The sequence below is a fragment of the Metallococcus carri genome (genome assembly GCF_011440275.1).
In the GTDB taxonomy this organism is placed as follows: Bacteria; Actinomycetota; Actinomycetes; order Actinomycetales; family Dermatophilaceae; genus Metallococcus; species Metallococcus carri.
In genome coordinates this window covers 116822-133351 of record NZ_JAAOIV010000002.1, presented here as the reverse complement: position 1 = coordinate 133351, position 16530 = coordinate 116822, and the positions used below count along the sequence as shown (strand labels likewise).

Below are 16530 nucleotides of genomic sequence, written 5' to 3'. Positions count from 1 at the left end.
CGACAGCTTGCCGCGTTAAACCGGGCGGCCGAGTTGGACTGACCCTGTGGATAACTTCTGCGGCTGACGTCCGCTCTGGGCCAGGCTCGTGACATGAACGAAGACTTGCCTGACGACCTGATGTCCACGCCGGTGACGCCGCAGACCTATGCCGACGTCGTCGCCCATCTCGTCCCCGAGGAAGATCGCGTGCGCGGCTGCGTGGTGCTGATCCTCATCGGGGCTGACGGCCTGATCCGACAACCCGTCCTCATCGAGGACGCCGGACCCGACGACGCCCGACACTGCGGTGACTTCCTTGCGCAGCTCGCGACGCTGCTGGCCGAGACCGACACCTTCGTGCTGTTCGCGCGGGGGCGGGGCGGGGCGGCATACCTCGCCCATTCCGATGTCTGGTGGGAGCGCACGCTCACCGAACATCTCGGCGACCGGGTGCTCGCCGGTTACCTCGCCGTGCCGGGGGAGGTCTGCAATCTCGCCGACTTCCCCCGCGACCTGCCGGAGACTGGTTAGCCGATCGCCCGGATGATGCGGTCGATCGCGTCGTCCAGGATCGGATAGGACGTCGCGAAGTTCAGCCGCGCCCAACCCGCCCCCAGCTCGCCGAAGAGCGGCCCGGCGCTGATGAACAGATCGGTGCGCCGCAGGATCTCGCGGGCCGGCTCGCCCGGCAATCCGGTGTCGCGCAGATCGAGCCAGGCGAGATAGGAGGCCGACGGCGGGTGATAGCCGATCGATGTCGGCAGCTTGTCCTGCAGGTATGCCGCCCGCTCCGCCAGAGCGGCGCGGACCACGTCCAGCCACGGCTCACCCTCGGCGAAGGCGACCTCGGCCGCGAGCATGCCCAGGATGCCCGAGCTCCAGGTGCTCTCGACCGACAGGGCGGGCAGCTTCGGGCCGTCCGGGTCGGCGATCACCAGCGAGGACTTCAGGCCGGCGAGGTTCCACGACTTCGAAGCCGAGTGCAGGGCGACTCCGGTGCGCCGAGCGGCGTCCGACACGGTCAGATAGGGCACGAAGTCGACACCGGGATAGGTCAGCGGTGCGTGGATCTCGTCGGCGACGACATACGCCTCGTGCGCGGCCGCGAGCTCGGCGAGGGCGACCAGATCCTCGCGCGGGTGCACGACGCCGGTCGGGTTGTGCGGATGGCTGAGCAGCAGCACCTTGTCCCCGGCGGCGAACCGCTCGGCGATGCGCTGCAGGTCCAGGCGGCCGCCGGTCTCGGGGGACAGCAGCGGCACCTCGACCTTGCGCACCCCGGCCCGCTCGAGCCAGTGGAAGAAGGCGTTGTAGACCGGCGTGGTGATGATGACGCCGCCACCCTCACCAGCGAGCGACCGCAACACGGTCGAGCCGGAGTCGGCCAGATCGGAGTGCACCCAGGTGCGGGCGCCGGTGATGTCCCAGCCCCAGCGCCGCTGCGCGAAACCGGCGAAGGCCTCGACCAGCCGCGACTCCTCGCCCGCATAACCCAGGTCGGAGTCGTCGATCGCCCGGTGCAGCCGGGCCGCGATCGGCTCGGCGATGCGCACGTCCATCTCGGCGACCCACAGCGGCAACGAGCCGGCGGGATTGCGAGTCCACTTGGCGCTGCGGCGTTCGCGCAGTCGCTCCAGCGGCAGGTCGAAGGGATCGGTCGTCATCTGCCCATCGTCGCCGACGTCGTGCGCTGCGAGAGCACCCGGGCCTAGAGTCGCCTCCGTGCTCAAGCTCTCCCGCCAGCAGGCGCGCCGGGTGGCGATCCGCGCGGCGCTGCTGGATGCCGGCCGGCCGAACGACCTGACCGAGCTGACCGGTCGGCTGCGCGCAATCCAGCACGATCAGACCTCGTATGTCGCTCCGAACGCCGAGTTGGTCTGCTGGAGCCGGCTCGGGCGGCACTTCGAGCGGGAGCACCTGCGGTCCGCGCTGGCCACCGGCGAGCTGCTCGAGATCGACGGTTTCCTGCGTCCCGCGGCCGACTTTCCGGTGATCAAGGCGGAGCAGGACAGCTGGCCGGGCCCCGAGCCGCTCGCGGACTGGCAGGAAGACCTGCAAGACTGGATGGCGGCCAACGACCTGGCCCGTCGCGAGATCCTCGACACGCTGACCGCCGACGGCCCGTTGCCGGCGGCTCAGTTGCCGGACAGCGTCGATGTGTCCTGGCGCTCCAGCGGGTGGAACAACAACCGCAACCGGCGCATGCTCATCGACCTGATGTCGCAGCGCGGCGAGATCGCGATCGCGGGCCGCGAGGGTCGAGAAGCGGTGTGGGACATCGCATCTCGCGTCTATCCGACCGCTCCCGCCATCCCGCATGCCGAGTCGGTCGCCCGCCGCAACGAGGACCGGTTGCGCTCGCTCGGCATCGCCCGCGCCAGGGCGGCCAAGCAGCCGTCGGCCGAACCGGTCGACGTCGGCGAGGCGGGGGAGGAGGCGGTGGTGGAGGGCGTGCGGGGGCGCTGGCAGGTCGACCCGGCATACCTCGAGGGACGGTTCAGCGGCAGGTGCGCGATCGTGTCCCCGCTCGACCGGGTGATCTACGACCGCAAGCGGATGGTGGAGATCTTCGAGTTCGACTACCAGCTGGAGATGTACAAGCCGGCGACAAAGCGACGGTGGGGCTATTTCGCGCTGCCGATCCTGTCCGGAGACCGGTTCGTCGGCAAGGTTGATGCCGAATCCGATTGGCGCTCAGGCGTTTTGCGCGTCAACGCGATCCACGAGGACGAGCCCTTCAGCGCTCGCCTCCACCGCGAGGTGACGGCAGAACTCCGGGACCTCGCGCGGCTGCTCGACCTCGAGCTCGTCCTGGGCGGGTGACGCCTCAGCGGCTGCGCGAGCGGCTCGAGCTGCGCTGCCGGCCACTGGACGAGGCCTCGCTGATGACCACGCTCGCCTCGTCGGTGTTGACCCGGAAGGTCAGCGACTCCTGCAGGTAGAGGTCGATGGTGTCGGCGTCATGCGACAGATAGCCGATCGACAGGTCCTGGCCGAGCAGCAGCTCGAAGTCGCCGCCTCGCTCGGTGACCACGAGGCCGCCGTCCAGCCCGGGCGCCCAGATGATGTCGCCGTCGCCGACGATCCGCGCCAGATGGTCGCGCACCGGATAGCCGTGGTCGGAGGTCTCGGCGACCGCGGTGTAGAGCGTGGGGGACAGCAGCAAGTTGTAGGGGCCGTCGACACCGGCCAGCCGCAATGCGTTGAGCGCCTGGGCGACCGCGGCAGGATATTCGCGCACATCCTGCGGCAGCGTCACCGCGGTGTTGGAACTGCTGGGCACGATGCCGGTGATGCCGGCGGACTCCGCGCCGTAGAAGACGGTGCGGTTCTCGGCGGACGCCATCAGTTCGGCGGCATCCTTGACCGGCTGCCAGTCGGAGTCGGTCGAACCACGCTCGACGTCGTCGACCGCATCGCGGGACACGGTGAAGGTCGCCCGCAGCTCGATCACCGGGCGCACCTGGCGCTGCCGCGCCTGCACCCCGTCGACGGGGGAGGCGAGCTCGGCCAGGTGCCCGGTGCCGACCGCGGAGAAGGCCGGACCCTTCGGCTCGGGCACGTCGACCACCCGGCGGCCGGCGATGCGCCGCTCGAAGGTGCGGCGCGCCTCTTGCTCGATCTCGGCCCACGCGGCCGCGGTGATCGGTGCGAGTTCGCGGTGCAGGTTGTTCATCGGGTGCCCCTTTCTCGGGTGCGTCGGTGGAGACTGCCGATGCGAAGCGATCCGTCGCTCGGCGCCGGATCGGGTGCTGGGGTGGCGTCGCGCGCCACTGGGTGCGGGTCGTCCAGGAAGTCGATGGACGGGGTGAAGAACAGCGCGCCGGTGTGCGCGACCGAGAAGTCGAGGATCCGGTCGTAGGTGCCGGGCGGGTCGCCGATGAACATATTGCGCAGCATCCGCTCGGTGACGCCGGGATCGGCGGCATACCCGATGAAGTAGGTGCCGGACGTGCCGTCACCCACCTCGCCGAAGGGCATGTTGTCGCGCAGGATCTGCAGCTGGTTGCCCTCGTCGTCCTCGATCACGTTGAGGGTGATGTGCGCGTTGGCGGGCTTGACGTCGTCGGCCATCTCGATGTCGTCCAGCTTGGAGCGACCGATGACGCGCTCCTGCTCCTCGACCGACAGCGCGTCCCAGCTCGTCATGTCGTGCAGGTACTTCTGCACGATCACATAACTGCCTCCGGCGTATGCCGGATCCTCCTCGCCGACCGTGACCGCGGCCACCGCCGCGTCGCCTTCGGGGTTCTCGGTGCCGTCGACGAAGCCGAGCAGGTCGCGCTCGTCGAAGAACTTGAAGCCGTGCACCTCGTCGACGACCTGCCCGATGCCGACGAGTCGGCGGGCGATGATGCGCGCGAGCTCGAAGCACGGGCCCATCTCGCGGCAGCGCAGGTGCACCAGCAGGTCGCCCTCGGTGGCCGGCGCGGTGTGCTTGGCCCCACGGATCTCCTGGAAGGGGTGCAAGTGCAGCGGCCGGGTGTCCTCGCCATACAGCCGGTCCCACAGGTGCGCGCCGATGCCGATGACGCAGTTGAGCCCGTCGTCAGGCACGCGGAAGGCGACCGAGCGGGTGAGACCGGAGATCTCGGTGAGCAGAGCAGCGGCGGCGTCCTCGGCGCCTTCGTCGACGGTGATGACCAGGAACATTCCTGCCCGGGCAGGGGGTGCGATCACCTGCTGGGTCACCACGTGCATCAGCCTCCTCGGCAGTTTGGGGTGCCCCAGCATCGTGCCATTGCCGCCTGCGCTGCCGCACGCTTGGGCGCCGTCCGATGCGTCGGTGCCAGACTGCATCCCGTGGCGACGACTCATACCGCAGACACGCACGACCTGATCCGGGTGCACGGCGCCCGCGAGAACAACCTGCAGGATGTCGACGTGGAGCTGCCCAAGCGGCGGCTGACGGTCTTCACCGGCGTCTCCGGCTCGGGCAAGAGCTCACTGGTCTTTGGCACGATCGCCGCGGAGTCCCAGCGGATGATCAACGAGACCTACAGCGCGTTCGTGCAGGGCTTCATGCCGACCCTGGCCCGCCCGGATGTCGACCTGCTGGAGGGGCTGACGACCGCGATCATCGTCGACCAGGAGCGGATGGGAGCCAACCCACGGTCCACTGTCGGCACCGTCACCGACGCCAACGCCATGTTGCGAATCCTGTTCTCCCGCTTGGCAAAACCGCACATCGGCGGGCCTGCGGCATACGCCTTCAATGTCGCCTCGGTGTCGGGCAGCGGCGCGATCACGGTGCAGCGCGGCGACAAGACGCGGGCGCAGAAGGCGACCTACCAGCGCACCGGCGGCATGTGCCCGCGGTGCGAGGGGCGCGGCCAGGTCAGCGACTTCGATCTCACCGCGCTGTATGACGAGGAGCTCTCGCTCAACGAGGGCGCACTGACCATCCCTGGCTACAGCATGGACGGCTGGTACGGCCGGATCTATCGCGGCAGCGGCTTCTTCGACCCGGACAAGCCGATCAAGAAGTACACCAAGCGCGAGCTGCACGACCTGCTCTACAAAGAGCCGACCAAGATCAAGGTCGACGGCATCAACCTCACCTACGAGGGTCTGATCCCCAAGATCACCAAGTCGATGCTGGCCAAGGATCCCGAGGCGATGCAGCCGCACATCCGGGCCTTCGTCGAGCGGGCGATCACCTTCCAGACCTGTCCGGAGTGCGACGGCACCCGCCTGGCCGAGGGCGCGCGCGAGTCGCGGATCGGGACGATGAGCATCGCCGATGTCTGCCGGTTGCAGATCACCGATCTGGCCGAATGGGTGCGCGGCATCAAGGAGCCCTCGGTCGCGCCGCTGCTCAAGGGATTGCAGCACCATCTGGACGCCTTCGTCGGGATCGGCCTGGGTTACCTCAGCCTGGATCGACCCTCCGGCACCCTGTCCGGCGGCGAGTCACAGCGCACCCGGATGATCCGTCATCTGGGGTCGTCGCTGACCGATGTGACCTATGTCTTCGACGAGCCGACGATCGGGCTGCACCCGCACGACATACAGCGGATGAACGATCTGCTGATTCAGTTGCGGGACAAGGGAAACACCGTGCTCGTGGTGGAGCACAAGCCCGAGACCATTGCCATCGCCGACCATGTCGTCGACCTCGGTCCGGGAGCCGGCTCGGACGGTGGCCGGGTGGTTTTCGAGGGGACCGTTGCCGGGTTGCGCAAGAGCAAGACCCTGACCGGGCGGCACCTCGACGATCGCGCGTCGCTCAAGGAGGAAGTCCGCACCCCCTCGGGCAGTCTCGAGGTGCGCGGGGCCTCCGCGCACAACCTGCAGGATGTCGACGTGGACATCCCGCTCGGTGTGCTCGTTGCCGTCACCGGGGTCGCCGGGTCGGGCAAGAGCTCGCTGATCAACGGTTCGGTCTCCCCGATGGACGGCGTGATCACCGTCGACCAGACCGCGATCAAGGGCTCGCGGCGCAGCAACCCGGCGACCTATACCGGACTGCTGGAGCCGATCCGCAAGGCCTTCGCCAAGGCCAATGGCGTCAAGCCCGCGCTATTCAGTGCCAACTCCGAGGGGGCGTGCCCGACCTGCAACGGAGCGGGCGTGGTCTTCACCGATCTGGGCATGATGGCGACGGTGTCCACGACCTGCGAGGAGTGTGAGGGCAAGCGCTTCCAGGCGGCCGTGCTCGATTACACCTTCGGCGGCAAGAACATCGCCGAGGTGCTGGATCTGCCTGCGGCAGAGGCACTTTCGTTTTTCTCCGAGGGTGCGGCGAAGGTGCCGGCGGCGGCCAAGATCCTGGGCCGACTGGTCGACGTCGGTCTGGGATACATCCGTCTCGGCCAGCCGCTGACGACGCTGTCCGGCGGTGAGCGGCAGCGGCTCAAGCTCGCCGCGCAGATGGCCGACAAGGGCGACATCTACGTGCTCGACGAGCCGACCACCGGCCTGCACCTGGCCGATGTCGAGAAGCTGCTGGCGATGCTCGACCGGCTGGTCGACTCGGGCAAATCGGTGATCGTCATCGAGCACCACCAGGCCGTGATGGCGCACGCCGACTGGATCATCGATCTCGGTCCGGGCGCCGGGCAGGACGGCGGCCGGATCGTCTTCGAAGGCACGCCCGCCGAGTTGGTGAAGAAGCACTCGACGCTGACCGGCAAGCACCTCGCGGAGTACGTGCGGTAGATGGAGTCCATCGACCCGGATATCGCGTCATCGCGCGGCGTCCACCAGGACCCCGCGCTGCTCGGTCTGGTGTTCGTCGGCGGCTGTGCGGGGACGGCGATTCGCGCGGCCCTTGAGGACGCTGCGCCGGCGCACGGTGGCTGGCCGTGGGCGACCTTCCTCATCAATCTCGTCGGCGCCTTCCTGCTCGCAGCGTTGCTGGAGGTGCTCGGCCGGGGGCCCGACGTCGGCATACGTCGTCGGATCCGCCTCGGGGTCGGCACCGGCCTGCTCGGCGGGTTCACGACCTACAGCACGTTCGCGGTCGAGATCACCGGGCTCGGGGTCGCGTCCGCCATCGGGTATGCCGTGGCGACCGTGTGCCTGGGTGTGCTGGCCGCCGCGGCGGGCGCTCTGTTCGCCCGTCGGCTGGGGGAGCGGGCATGACCAGGATGCTCACCGCCTCGTCATTCGAGGGGCTCGCGTGATCCCGGTGCTTGTGGCCCTCGGTGGCGGGCTTGGCGCGGTGGCGCGGTTCGTCTTCGACTCGCTGGTGAACCGGCATCGCCGCGGCCCGATCCCGTGGGGAACCGTGATGATCAACGTCATCGGCTCCTTCCTGCTCGGCCTGCTCACCGGCGCTCTGACGCATCAGATGCCGGGTGCGAGCCCGACGGTCAAGGCGATACTCGGCACCGGCTTCTGTGGTGGGTTCACCACCTTCAGCACCGCGAGCGTCGAGACCTTCCGGCTCTGGGAGGCGGGCCGACGCCCCTCGCCGGAAACAGGTGGCACCCAGGCGCCAGCCAGCGGTGCCCAGGCGACGGCAGCCGGCGCACCCAGGGCGGCAGCCGGCGCACGGATGGCGGTGGCGTACGCGGTGCTGTCGCTGGTCGGCTCGGCCGCGGCCGCCTTCCTCGGGCTGGGCCTCAGCTCCCTCTGACACCAGTAGTAAAGGAATCCGGCGGCTATAGCGACCAGATTCCTCTACTACGCCTGTCGGGGTTCCAACACCCGTATTAGGGCTTTCCGGCGGCTATAGCGACCAACTTTCCGAAGGTCGCATGCTAGCAGAGTGCTAGCATGTGGCAATGGCAACTCTCTACATCCGTGACGTGGACCCAGACGTGGCCAAGCGCCTCAAAGCGCGCGCGGCTGCTGAGGGCATATCTCTGTCGGCATATGTCGCGACGGCTCTCACCCGGTTGGCCGCAAGCCCAAGCAACGCCGAGTTGGTGGAACGCCTGCAACGACTTGATCGCCGGGATCTGCCGACCGGAGACGACGTCGTCCGAACCGTGCGGGAAGGCCGTCGTTGATCGTGGTCGATGCCTCGGCGATGGTGGACGCGCTCGCCGGGGCAGCGCCCGAAGCTGCGCTCCTCGCAGCTCTGCGTGACGAGGACCTGTGCGCGCCATTCCTGCTCGACGTCGAAGTTGTCTCGGCGCTCCGGGGTCTCAGCCTTGCCGGGAAGGTCGGCCCCGCGGTGGCCGAGGACGCCCTCACCACCTATCGCTCCTTCACGATCGATCGGTATCCCACTGAGCCCTTGCTACAGCGCATCTGGTGGTTGCGCCATCGATACACCGCGTACGACGCGAGTTACCTCGCCCTTGCCGAGGCTCTCGGTGCGGAGCTGTGGACGCGGGACGTCAAGCTCGACTCGGGCGGGCACGCCGCCGCTGTCCGAGTCGTCGGTGCGAGCCCTGAATGATCCTGCCGAGCCCGCGCGGTGCGCACAGCAGCACCGGACGCCGGCATAGAGCGAACGCCTCGCGCGTTATGTATGCCGTGAACACGGTCGACGCGGTCGTCATCGGCGCAGGTCAAGGTGGGTTGGCGGCGTCATACTTCCTGACCCAGCGCGGCGTGAATCACGTTGTGCTGGACGCGAATTCGTCACCCGGTGGTGCCTGGCAGCATCGGTGGGACTCGCTGACGATGAACGATGTGCACGGCGTGGCCGACCTGCCGGGCGAGGCCGCACCGGGCCGCTCGTCAGCGCGAGCCAATGAGGTCGTGCCCGCCTACTTCGCCGACTACGAGCGGCGCCACCAACTGCCGGTGGAGCGGCCGGTCACCGTCGACGCCGTCACCAGTGAGGGGGAGTGGCTCATCGTCCACGGCAACGGTCGCGCCTGGCGCACCCGGGCGCTGATCAACGCCACCGGCACCTGGACGCGTCCGAACCTGCCGACTTACCCCGGCATGGACGTGTTCGCGGGTGAGCAGTTCCACACCTCGACCTATCCCGGCCGAGAAGCCTTGCGCGACAAGCGAATCCTGGTCGTCGGCGCAGGCGCGTCGGCGGTTCAGTTCATCGGGGAGCTTGCCCCGATCGCGCAGGTCGTCTGGGTGACGCGCCGGCCGCCACAGTGGCGCACCGGCGACTTCGACCCGGAGGCCGGCCTGCAGGCCGTCACTGAGGTCGAACGTCGCGTGGTCGCCGGGCTCCGGCCGACCAGCGTCGTCGGGGCGACCGGGTTGATGCTGCGCGCGCAGGAGTCACAGGCCGCCGCTCTGGGGGCGTATGCCGACCCGCGGCCGATCTTCGACCATCTCGAGCCGGGTGGTGCCCGGTGGGCCGACGGCAGCTTCGAAGCGGCCGACGTGATCTTGTGGGCCACCGGATTCCGTTCTGCGGTGGACCATCTGGGACCGCTTGGGCTGCGCGGCCCGGAGGGCGGCATACCGCTGCTGCGCGTGCCCGGCAACGTGCAAGGTGCCACGACCGCGGCACGTGACCCACGGGTGCATCTGGTCGGTTACGGCCCGTCGGCGAGCACCATCGGTGCGAGCCGTGCTGCGCGACGAGCCGCCATGGAAGTCGCCCGAGACCTCGCTCAAGCTCGCGAGGCGGCGTCCTAAGAGCGCACCATCCGGATCTCGCGCACCCCGTCGTCGACGAGGTCGGTGCCGTCCGGTCGGAAACCGAGTTTGGCGTAAAACGCCTGCGCGCGGGGGTTGGGATCGGCGACCCACAGCGCAGCCGAGGTGTCCGGCGGCAGTACCGCCTCGACCAAGGAGCGCGCCGCCCCGCTGCCGTGGTGTTCGGCGAGGACGTAGAGCACGTACAGCTGCCGCGACCAGGTCGCGTCGTCGTCGCCCGGTGGCGCGGTCATCGCAATGCCGACCAGGTCGCCGTCGTGTTCGAGCACTGCCGTCTGGCGGTCGGCATACTGCGGGTCGGTGAGACTTCGCCGCCACATCGCCTCGCGGCGGGTGACGAAGTCCGGGTCATCGAGCACCTCGTCGCGCATGAGCCCGCGATAGGTCTGCTGCCACGAGGTCACGTGCACGCGCGCCATCGCGGCACTATCGCCTGGCCGCGCCGGTCTGATCAGGTATGCCGAACTCACCCGGCCAAACCTACGAGAGGTGCGGCGCCCGTCGCCGGCCCGACCAGAATCATGCCAATGTGGCTACGATCGACGCAGCGATGATGACCACAGCAGGCACCTGATGGACCTCGGCATCCGCGAGTTGCGCGACGGCTTGAGTCGCCACATCGCCGCCGTCCGGCAGGGGGAGGAGATCGTCGTCACCGATCACGGGCGGCCGGTCGCCCGAATCGTGCCGATCGGCGAGCCGAGCCCGCTGGAACGACTCATCGCCGAAGGCGTGGTGACCCGAGCGCGTTCCCACCCCGAGCCGCTCCCACCAGTCGTCAGGACGAGCGGGCGAGTGAGTGACCTGGCCGTGGAGCAACGGCGCTGATCGTCTACCTCGACACCTCGGCGGTCATTCCGATCCTCATCGACGAGCCGTCGACAGAGGTATGCCGGCGCGCATGGAACGCCGCCAACCGCCGAGCGAGCTCACGGCTCACCTACGTCGAGGTGGCGACTGCCCTCGCCATGGCAGAGCGACGACGTCGGCTCACGTCGAGGCAACATGCCACCGCCTGGAGCCATTTCAACCGGTTGTGGCCAGACGTGGACATCGTCGAACTCGACGCCTCGCTCGCGGCGCGGGCGGCATCCTTCGCGAAGCCACTCGCGCTGCGTGGCGACGACGCCGTGCATTGTGCCTGTGCGGAGGCGCTGCGGGAGCCTCAGCTGGTCGCAGTGAGCGGTGACGTGGGGTTGCTCGATGCCTGGCAGCGGCTCGGCCTCGCCGTGCTCGACACGAACCGGTAGGTGTCGATTCGGGGCCACCCCGCCCGTCACAGTGATGGCAACGCAACCCGCGTGGCCGCCATACGACTTGAAGGAGCACCCGTGTCAGAACTCGATCAGGAACTGTTGCTCACCGTGCTCGCCGCGCAGCGGCGGCACCTGCTGTCCGCCTTCGAGGGGCTGGACGAGGAGCAGTTGCGCGGCAGCGCATTGCCGTCCGGCTGGACCCCGCTCGCGCTGGTGCACCACCTCACCGTCGACGTCGAGATGTGGTGGTTCGGCGCGGTGATCGACGGCGACGCCACCGTCCGCGCCGAGATCGAGGCGGCTGACGGATGGCACCCGCCGGACGTCCGGTCGTCCACGATCTTCCAGCGGTATGCCGAAGCGTCCGCGAGGTCGGACGCCATCGTCCGGCGCCGGGGTCTTGCAGCGGCTCCGGTCTGGTGGCCGGATGACCATCCCCGCCATCTCGACACCGTCGCCGAGGTCGTGCTGCACGTCATCGCCGAGACCGCGGCGCATGCCGGTCACGCCGACGCCGCGGCCGAGCTGATCGACGGGCGTCAGTGGCTAGTGCTGGATTAAGCCCGTCGCGAGGCGTAGAGGTTGGCCAGCCAGGCACAGCCGATGAGCTGGATCTGGTGGAAGATCAGCAGCGGCACAATGATCAGCCCAATCACGTTGCCGGAGAACAAGATTGACGCCATCGGCAGCCCGGTGGCCAACGCCTTCTTGCTCCCGCAGAACTGGATCGCGATGGCGTCGGCACGGTCGAAGCCAAGCGACAGAGCGATCCACCGGCTCAGCGCGAGAATCAGCACCAGCACGGTCACCGACATCGCGAGCATCTGGAAGATCTCCAGGCCGTCCAACCGCCGCCAGAAGTGCTGATCCTGCGCGGTCGCGAAGGCCGCGTAGACCACCAACATGATCGACTCGCGGCCCACATTGCGCAGCACGCGCTCCCGGGAAGCAACCCAGTCCTTGATCCGTGGCCGGACCACCTGACCGAGGACGAACGGCAGCACCAGGGTGAGCGCGACGTCGCGCGCCGTGGCTGGACTCATCGTCACGCTGCCGCCGGGGGAGAGCAGCGCATACGCCAGCAGTGGCGTCGCAACGACGCCCGCGAGATTGGACAAGGTCGCGCTGATGATCGCCCCCGGCACATTGCCACCCGCGGTCGAGGTGAACGCGATCGAGGCCTGCACCGTCGAGGGCACCATGCACATGAACATCACACCCGCGTGCAGTTCGGGCCGCAGCATCAGCGACGGCAGGAACTGCATCGCCCAGCCGATGATCGGGAACACCACGAAGGTGATCGCCAGGATCGTCGTGTGCATCCGCCAGTGATTGAGTCCGGCGAGGATGTCACTGGTGGAGATGCGAATCCCGTTGAGGAAGAACAGGAATCCGATCGCCACCTTGGCGATGACGTTCACCGTCGGCAGCCACGACGAGGGTGCTGGCAGCAGCAGCCCCGCGATCAACGCAATCGTGACAGCGACCGTGAGAGGGTCGAAGACACCTCGGAGCCAGGACTTGGCCACCGCTCTCCCTTCCGGCTCCGATCAGTTTCGCTGCGCAATCTAGCGGGCGCCGACCCTGGCCGGCAGCGCCACGTTCTTGAGCTGAACCGTCCGGCCGTGCAGGCAGAACGGACTCGGCACACCGATGTCGAGGGTGCCAATCGCCGTTGCGACCGGCGCGCCGCCCACCTCGATCACCGGAAAGCAGTTCGTATGCCGATCCGCGACGACCGCTTCGAACCAGTCGCGAGCCGCGTCCCGCCATACGTGGTCGGTCGCGGAGGGCTCGAACAGCAAGGTCCACAGCTCGATCAGGTCGTCGGCATCGGACGGCCGCGCAGCGCGCACCATGAGGGCGATCGTCTCAGGCCGGTCGCCGCCGAGCGAGGCGGATTTTTTCGGGCACCGTGCGAAACGGGGGTACTGTCCTAGGGTATGGACATTCTGACGGGGGAGCAGATCGCCGCAGCCGAGCTCGCCGACTGGCGCAAGCTCGCCCAGGGCCTGCATGCGCGGTATCTGGTCGCCGACTTCGCAGCTGCCGCCCGATTCGCCACCGCGATCGGTGCGGCCGGTGACACAGCCGGTCACTACCCGCGGCTGACGATCGGTCCGGGACATGTCGACCTCGAGCTGGTCACCGACGACGCGATCTACCGCGACGACGACGGCACGGAGTATGTCGTCGAGTGGCCAACCCAACAGGACGTCGACCTGGCGCAGCGGATCAGCGACATCGCGCGTGAGCAGGGCCTCACCGCCGACCCCGCTGCAGTGGCCGAGCTCGAACTCGGCCTGGACACCAAGGATTCGGCGACGATCGCACCGTTCTGGGCGGCGCTGCTGACCGGCGACACGCAGGCGCAGGGCCGCGGCACGCCCGGTGACGAGATCCGGGACGCGACCGCTCGCGTCCCGAATCTGTGGTTCGGCGACGCAGATGACACACAACGCTTCCACGTCGAGGTCTACGTCGCCCCCGAGGTGGTCAAGGACAGGATCGCGGCTGCGGTGGCGGCCGGAGGGACGGTCGTCGACGACAGTCAGGCGCCCGGCCTCACCGTGATCGCCGACCCGGACGGCAACCGGGGCGTCATCTGCGCCGACCTGTCGACGACAGCGGACCGTTAACCCCCAGTTCGTCGGCGTCTATCACCGCCCATGAACTCTCCGGTCGGGACCACCTGACAGCTCCGGACGCCTCGCCGCGAAGGGCGAGGCGTCCCGGACCGTTCACACGGTCGGCGGCAGGTATTGCTCGGGACAGTCCGCTGGTTGCGGGTCGCCTTCCAGGACATGCACGGCATCGATCTCATCGTTGCCGTAGTTGGCCGACAGGTAGTTATCGCCCGGTCCCATTTCCATCACGAGGTCGGCGTCGCCCGAGCCGTCGCCGCGGTAGGAATACATGCAGATCGTGTTTTGCGTGTTGTTGATGCCCGAGCTGATCTTGTCCCAGTCCTCGGAGGCCAGATCGCCGTGATAGGGCGCCGGGATCCAGCGTCCGCCGAAGTCGACGTCCTCGTAAACGCACCACATGCCGGACGGGCAGGGCGCCTCGTCGGCCATGGCATTGCCGACCGCGGGCGCGGCAACCACGCTGCCGGCAGCAAGGCCGGCGATGCAGAGCAGTCGAGTGATCTTCCCCTTCATGACATTCCCCTTGTGTCGTTGAATCACTACGAAGCTGCGACGGGACAACCCGCCCGGACGGTTCCGACCACATCGACAGCAGGACGTCGAATGGCGCGTCTCAGTGGGCGAAGGCGCCCCTGCGGTTGGCCACCACCGCCGTCACCGCGCCCATCAGGGCGAGCACCGCGAGCCCGACGAAGAGGTTGGTGGCAGCACGAGGCAGCGACGGCAGTCCGGCATTGACGAGCACACCGGCCAGAGCCGCGCCGACACTCTGTGCGATCAGGCCGATGAGCGGGATGCAGGCGGCGGTCTTGGCGGCCTCGCGCTCGTCGGCGACGTTGCTCATCACCGCCTGGCTCAGCACCGGGAAGGCCAGCCCGATCCCGCCGCCGGCAAGCACCATGAGCACGAACCAGCCGGCAGCCAGACCGGGACCCGCCCCTGCGCGCTGGGTCAGGGCGACCGCGAACAGCCCGGCGGCCAGCAGCATCGGCCCGGCGACCAGCAGCCGCGCCTGCGTCGCCGCGGCCGACGCCCGCGCGCCGAGGAGCCCGAGGAACGACCACCCGACCGACACGGCGGCGCCGAAGAGTCCGGCGACGATCGGGGCCAGGCCCGCCAGTCGCTGTCCGAAGAACGGCGCGAAGGCCTCGCTGACGACCGCCACCGTGAGGAAGGCGTTGGTGGCCAGCAGCCAGAGCAGCGGGGCGCGGCGGTCGAATGCCGACCGTGGCAGCACCGAGGAGGCGGCTCGGCGGTCGTACCCGAGGAAGACGACCAATCCGATCGTGGCGAGGACGAGCAGCGCGGCGCGCACCGTCCCTCCGCGCAGTGAGGCGACGCTGAGCAGCGCCACCGCCGCGGTGAGCAACACCATCGAACCGACCGGGAACGACTCGCGAACACCCGTCGGCGGGTGACCGGCGAACGTACGCCGGGTGGCGAGCGCGAGGCCCAGCCCCGCGAGCGCAACGAGGGCGAAGGCCTCACGCCAGGCGCCGAACTGGGCGAACACACCCCCGAGCAGCGGCCCGACCAACGTGCCGAACCCGAAGGTTGCCGAGATGAGCGCGGTCGCCCGACCCCACAGGTGCGCGGGCAGAACCGTGCGCACCAGGGCGTAGCCGAGCCCGGAGAGCAGCCCACCACCGAGCCCGACGATGCCGCGCGAGGCGAGCAGCCTCGGCATACCGAATGCAAGCGCGCAGCCGGCGGCGCCGATGAGATAGGTGCCGAAAGCCACCAGGTATGCCGCGGCGGGGCCGAGCTGGGCGAGCAGGTGGCTGACGCCCATGACGCCGACCACCGAGGCAATGACGTAGATCGTTGTTGGCCAGGCGTAGAGCTTCTCGCCGCCGATGTCCGCGATGACCGAGGGCATCAGCGCCGTCGTGACGTACATCGTCAGGGCGGCGAGCAAGAAGCCGCCGGTGAGAATCGAGACGGGGGCGGCGTGTCCGTCGCGGAAGAGGTCGCTGAAGGTGGCTGAAGGCGCGGTATTGGTTGTCGTTGTCGTCACGGAGTCAACCTAGAAACTCAAGTAGACTTGAGTTCAACCCCAAACGACGAGGCTCCGTGACATGACCCAGACCACCCGGCCGAGCCCTGAACAACTGTTGAGCATTGGTGAGGTGTCCGAGCGCACCGGTGTGGCGAAATCGGCGCTGCACTACTACGAGCAGCTCGGGCTGATCAGCGCAGAGCGCACCACCGGCAACCAGCGGCGCTACCACCGGCACATGGTGCGCCGGGTCTCGCTGATCGTCGTGGCCAAGCGACTCGGCATACCGCTCACCGACGTCGCCCAGGCGCTCGCCGAGCTGCCGCACGACACCAAGCCGACGACGGGGGACTGGCGGCGCGTCTCCAAGGTTTGGCGCACCACCCTCGTCGAACGCCGCCGCGAACTTGAGCGGCTCGAGCACGAGCTCACCGGCTGTATTGGCTGCGGCTGCCTGTCGATGACGGCGTGCAAACTGCTCAACCCCGACGACGAGCTCGGCGCCGAAGGGCCGGGCGCGCGGCGCCTGCTGGGGTCGACCGACGCATCCGAGTAGGCACGTAGTTCACCGGGACCGGCCAACTCCCAGTCGATGAGGCCCACCGGGCTAAGGCCC

Annotated in this window: 21 protein-coding genes; 13 read left to right on the top strand and 8 right to left on the bottom strand. The window is 68.6% G+C overall.

Annotation, left to right across the window (positions count from 1 at the left end; all coding sequences use genetic code 11):
- Positions 1–93: 93 nt before the first annotated feature.
- On the top strand, positions 94–513 hold the full coding sequence (locus G9U51_RS03195; protein WP_166193066.1) for a hypothetical protein: 420 nt from the start codon (positions 94–96) through the stop codon (positions 511–513).
- On the opposite strand, the gene G9U51_RS03190 is transcribed toward G9U51_RS03195, so the two are convergent.
- Positions 510–1646: a MalY/PatB family protein gene (locus tag G9U51_RS03190; RefSeq protein ID WP_235945431.1), complete on the bottom strand. Its 1137-nt coding sequence runs from the start codon at positions 1644–1646 to the stop codon at positions 510–512. The genes G9U51_RS03195 and G9U51_RS03190 overlap by 4 nt on opposite strands.
- A 58-nt stretch (positions 1647–1704) precedes the next feature.
- Here G9U51_RS03190 and G9U51_RS03185 point away from each other — a divergent pair, with 58 nt between their 5' ends.
- Positions 1705–2805, top strand: a complete 1101-nt coding sequence (locus G9U51_RS03185; RefSeq protein WP_328823283.1) for a DNA glycosylase AlkZ-like family protein — start codon at positions 1705–1707, stop codon at positions 2803–2805.
- A 4-nt stretch (positions 2806–2809) separates the two neighbouring features.
- On the opposite strand, the gene G9U51_RS03180 is transcribed toward G9U51_RS03185, so the two are convergent.
- Both G9U51_RS03180 and G9U51_RS03175 read right to left on the bottom strand, forming a co-directional pair.
- Positions 2810–3658, bottom strand: coding sequence for a family 1 encapsulin nanocompartment shell protein (locus G9U51_RS03180; protein ID WP_166193057.1), 849 nt, complete (start codon positions 3656–3658; stop codon positions 2810–2812).
- Positions 3655–4683, bottom strand: coding sequence for a Dyp-type peroxidase (locus G9U51_RS03175; protein WP_166193054.1), 1029 nt, complete (start codon positions 4681–4683; stop codon positions 3655–3657). Before G9U51_RS03175 ends, G9U51_RS03180 begins: the two co-directional genes overlap by 4 nt.
- 102 nt (positions 4684–4785) lie before the next feature.
- On the opposite strand from G9U51_RS03175, the gene G9U51_RS03170 reads away from it, so the two are divergent.
- From G9U51_RS03170 to G9U51_RS03145, 6 genes are all read left to right on the top strand, one after another.
- Positions 4786–7143, top strand: coding sequence for an excinuclease ABC subunit UvrA (locus G9U51_RS03170; RefSeq protein ID WP_328823282.1), 2358 nt, complete (start codon positions 4786–4788; stop codon positions 7141–7143).
- Entirely contained in the window at positions 7144–7569 is a 426-nt protein-coding gene (locus tag G9U51_RS03165) for a fluoride efflux transporter FluC (protein WP_166193051.1), read from the top strand. It abuts the gene before it with no gap.
- 37 nt (positions 7570–7606) lie between these two features.
- Positions 7607–8065 (top strand): fluoride efflux transporter CrcB, encoded by a 459-nt coding sequence (gene crcB, locus G9U51_RS03160; RefSeq protein ID WP_166193048.1) that lies wholly within the window; start codon positions 7607–7609, stop codon positions 8063–8065.
- 148 nt (positions 8066–8213) lie between these two features.
- On the top strand, positions 8214–8441 hold the full coding sequence (locus G9U51_RS03155) for a FitA-like ribbon-helix-helix domain-containing protein (RefSeq protein WP_166193045.1): 228 nt from the start codon (positions 8214–8216) through the stop codon (positions 8439–8441).
- Between the two features lie 2 nt (positions 8442–8443).
- Entirely contained in the window at positions 8444–8836 is a 393-nt protein-coding gene (locus tag G9U51_RS03150) for a type II toxin-antitoxin system VapC family toxin (RefSeq protein WP_328823311.1), read from the top strand.
- Between the two features lie 68 nt (positions 8837–8904).
- A complete protein-coding gene (locus tag G9U51_RS03145; RefSeq protein ID WP_207948009.1) occupies positions 8905–9990 on the top strand; it encodes an NAD(P)-binding domain-containing protein in 1086 nt (361 codons plus the stop codon).
- Here the strand turns inward: G9U51_RS03145 and G9U51_RS03140 are convergent.
- The gene (locus tag G9U51_RS03140; protein ID WP_166193036.1) at positions 9987–10430 is read right to left on the bottom strand and encodes a GNAT family N-acetyltransferase; all 444 of its coding nucleotides are present in this window, start codon (positions 10428–10430) and stop codon (positions 9987–9989) included. The genes G9U51_RS03145 and G9U51_RS03140 overlap by 4 nt on opposite strands.
- A 154-nt stretch (positions 10431–10584) precedes the next feature.
- Between G9U51_RS03140 and G9U51_RS03135 the strand changes: the two genes are divergently transcribed.
- The 3 genes from G9U51_RS03135 (at position 10585) to G9U51_RS03125 (ending at position 11828) form a co-directional block, all read left to right on the top strand.
- Positions 10585–10839: a type II toxin-antitoxin system Phd/YefM family antitoxin gene (locus tag G9U51_RS03135; RefSeq protein ID WP_166193033.1), complete on the top strand. Its 255-nt coding sequence runs from the start codon at positions 10585–10587 to the stop codon at positions 10837–10839.
- Complete coding sequence (locus G9U51_RS03130) at positions 10836–11261, top strand: type II toxin-antitoxin system VapC family toxin (RefSeq protein ID WP_166193836.1); 426 nt, start codon at positions 10836–10838, stop codon at positions 11259–11261. The genes G9U51_RS03135 and G9U51_RS03130 overlap by 4 nt, the downstream gene beginning before the upstream one ends.
- A gap of 81 nt (positions 11262–11342) precedes the next feature.
- On the top strand, positions 11343–11828 hold the full coding sequence (locus G9U51_RS03125) for a mycothiol transferase (RefSeq protein WP_166193030.1): 486 nt from the start codon (positions 11343–11345) through the stop codon (positions 11826–11828).
- On the opposite strand, the gene G9U51_RS03120 is transcribed toward G9U51_RS03125, so the two are convergent.
- Positions 11825–12796 carry a bile acid:sodium symporter family protein gene (locus G9U51_RS03120; RefSeq protein WP_166193027.1) on the bottom strand — a complete coding sequence of 324 codons (972 nt, stop codon included), beginning with the start codon at positions 12794–12796 and terminating at the stop codon, positions 11825–11827. The two genes, G9U51_RS03125 and G9U51_RS03120, sit on opposite strands and share 4 nt — an antisense overlap.
- Before the next feature lie 39 nt (positions 12797–12835).
- The gene (locus tag G9U51_RS03115) at positions 12836–13126 is read right to left on the bottom strand and encodes a hypothetical protein (RefSeq protein WP_166193024.1); all 291 of its coding nucleotides are present in this window, start codon (positions 13124–13126) and stop codon (positions 12836–12838) included.
- A gap of 84 nt (positions 13127–13210) precedes the next feature.
- Here G9U51_RS03115 and G9U51_RS03110 point away from each other — a divergent pair, with 84 nt between their 5' ends.
- Positions 13211–13906 carry a VOC family protein gene (locus tag G9U51_RS03110; RefSeq protein WP_166193021.1) on the top strand — a complete coding sequence of 232 codons (696 nt, stop codon included), beginning with the start codon at positions 13211–13213 and terminating at the stop codon, positions 13904–13906.
- A 102-nt stretch (positions 13907–14008) separates the two neighbouring features.
- Here the strand turns inward: G9U51_RS03110 and G9U51_RS03105 are convergent, their stop codons facing one another.
- Together G9U51_RS03105 and G9U51_RS03100 are read right to left on the bottom strand one after the other, a co-directional pair.
- Positions 14009–14428 (bottom strand): peptidase inhibitor family I36 protein, encoded by a 420-nt coding sequence (locus G9U51_RS03105; protein ID WP_166193017.1) that lies wholly within the window; start codon positions 14426–14428, stop codon positions 14009–14011.
- A 100-nt stretch (positions 14429–14528) separates the two neighbouring features.
- Positions 14529–15932 (bottom strand): MFS transporter, encoded by a 1404-nt coding sequence (locus G9U51_RS03100; protein ID WP_166193014.1) that lies wholly within the window; start codon positions 15930–15932, stop codon positions 14529–14531.
- Positions 15933–15993: 61 nt separating this feature from the next.
- Here G9U51_RS03100 and soxR point away from each other — a divergent pair, with 61 nt between their 5' ends.
- Positions 15994–16470 (top strand): redox-sensitive transcriptional activator SoxR, encoded by a 477-nt coding sequence (soxR, locus tag G9U51_RS03095; RefSeq protein WP_166193011.1) that lies wholly within the window; start codon positions 15994–15996, stop codon positions 16468–16470.
- Positions 16471–16530: the final 60 nt, after the last annotated feature.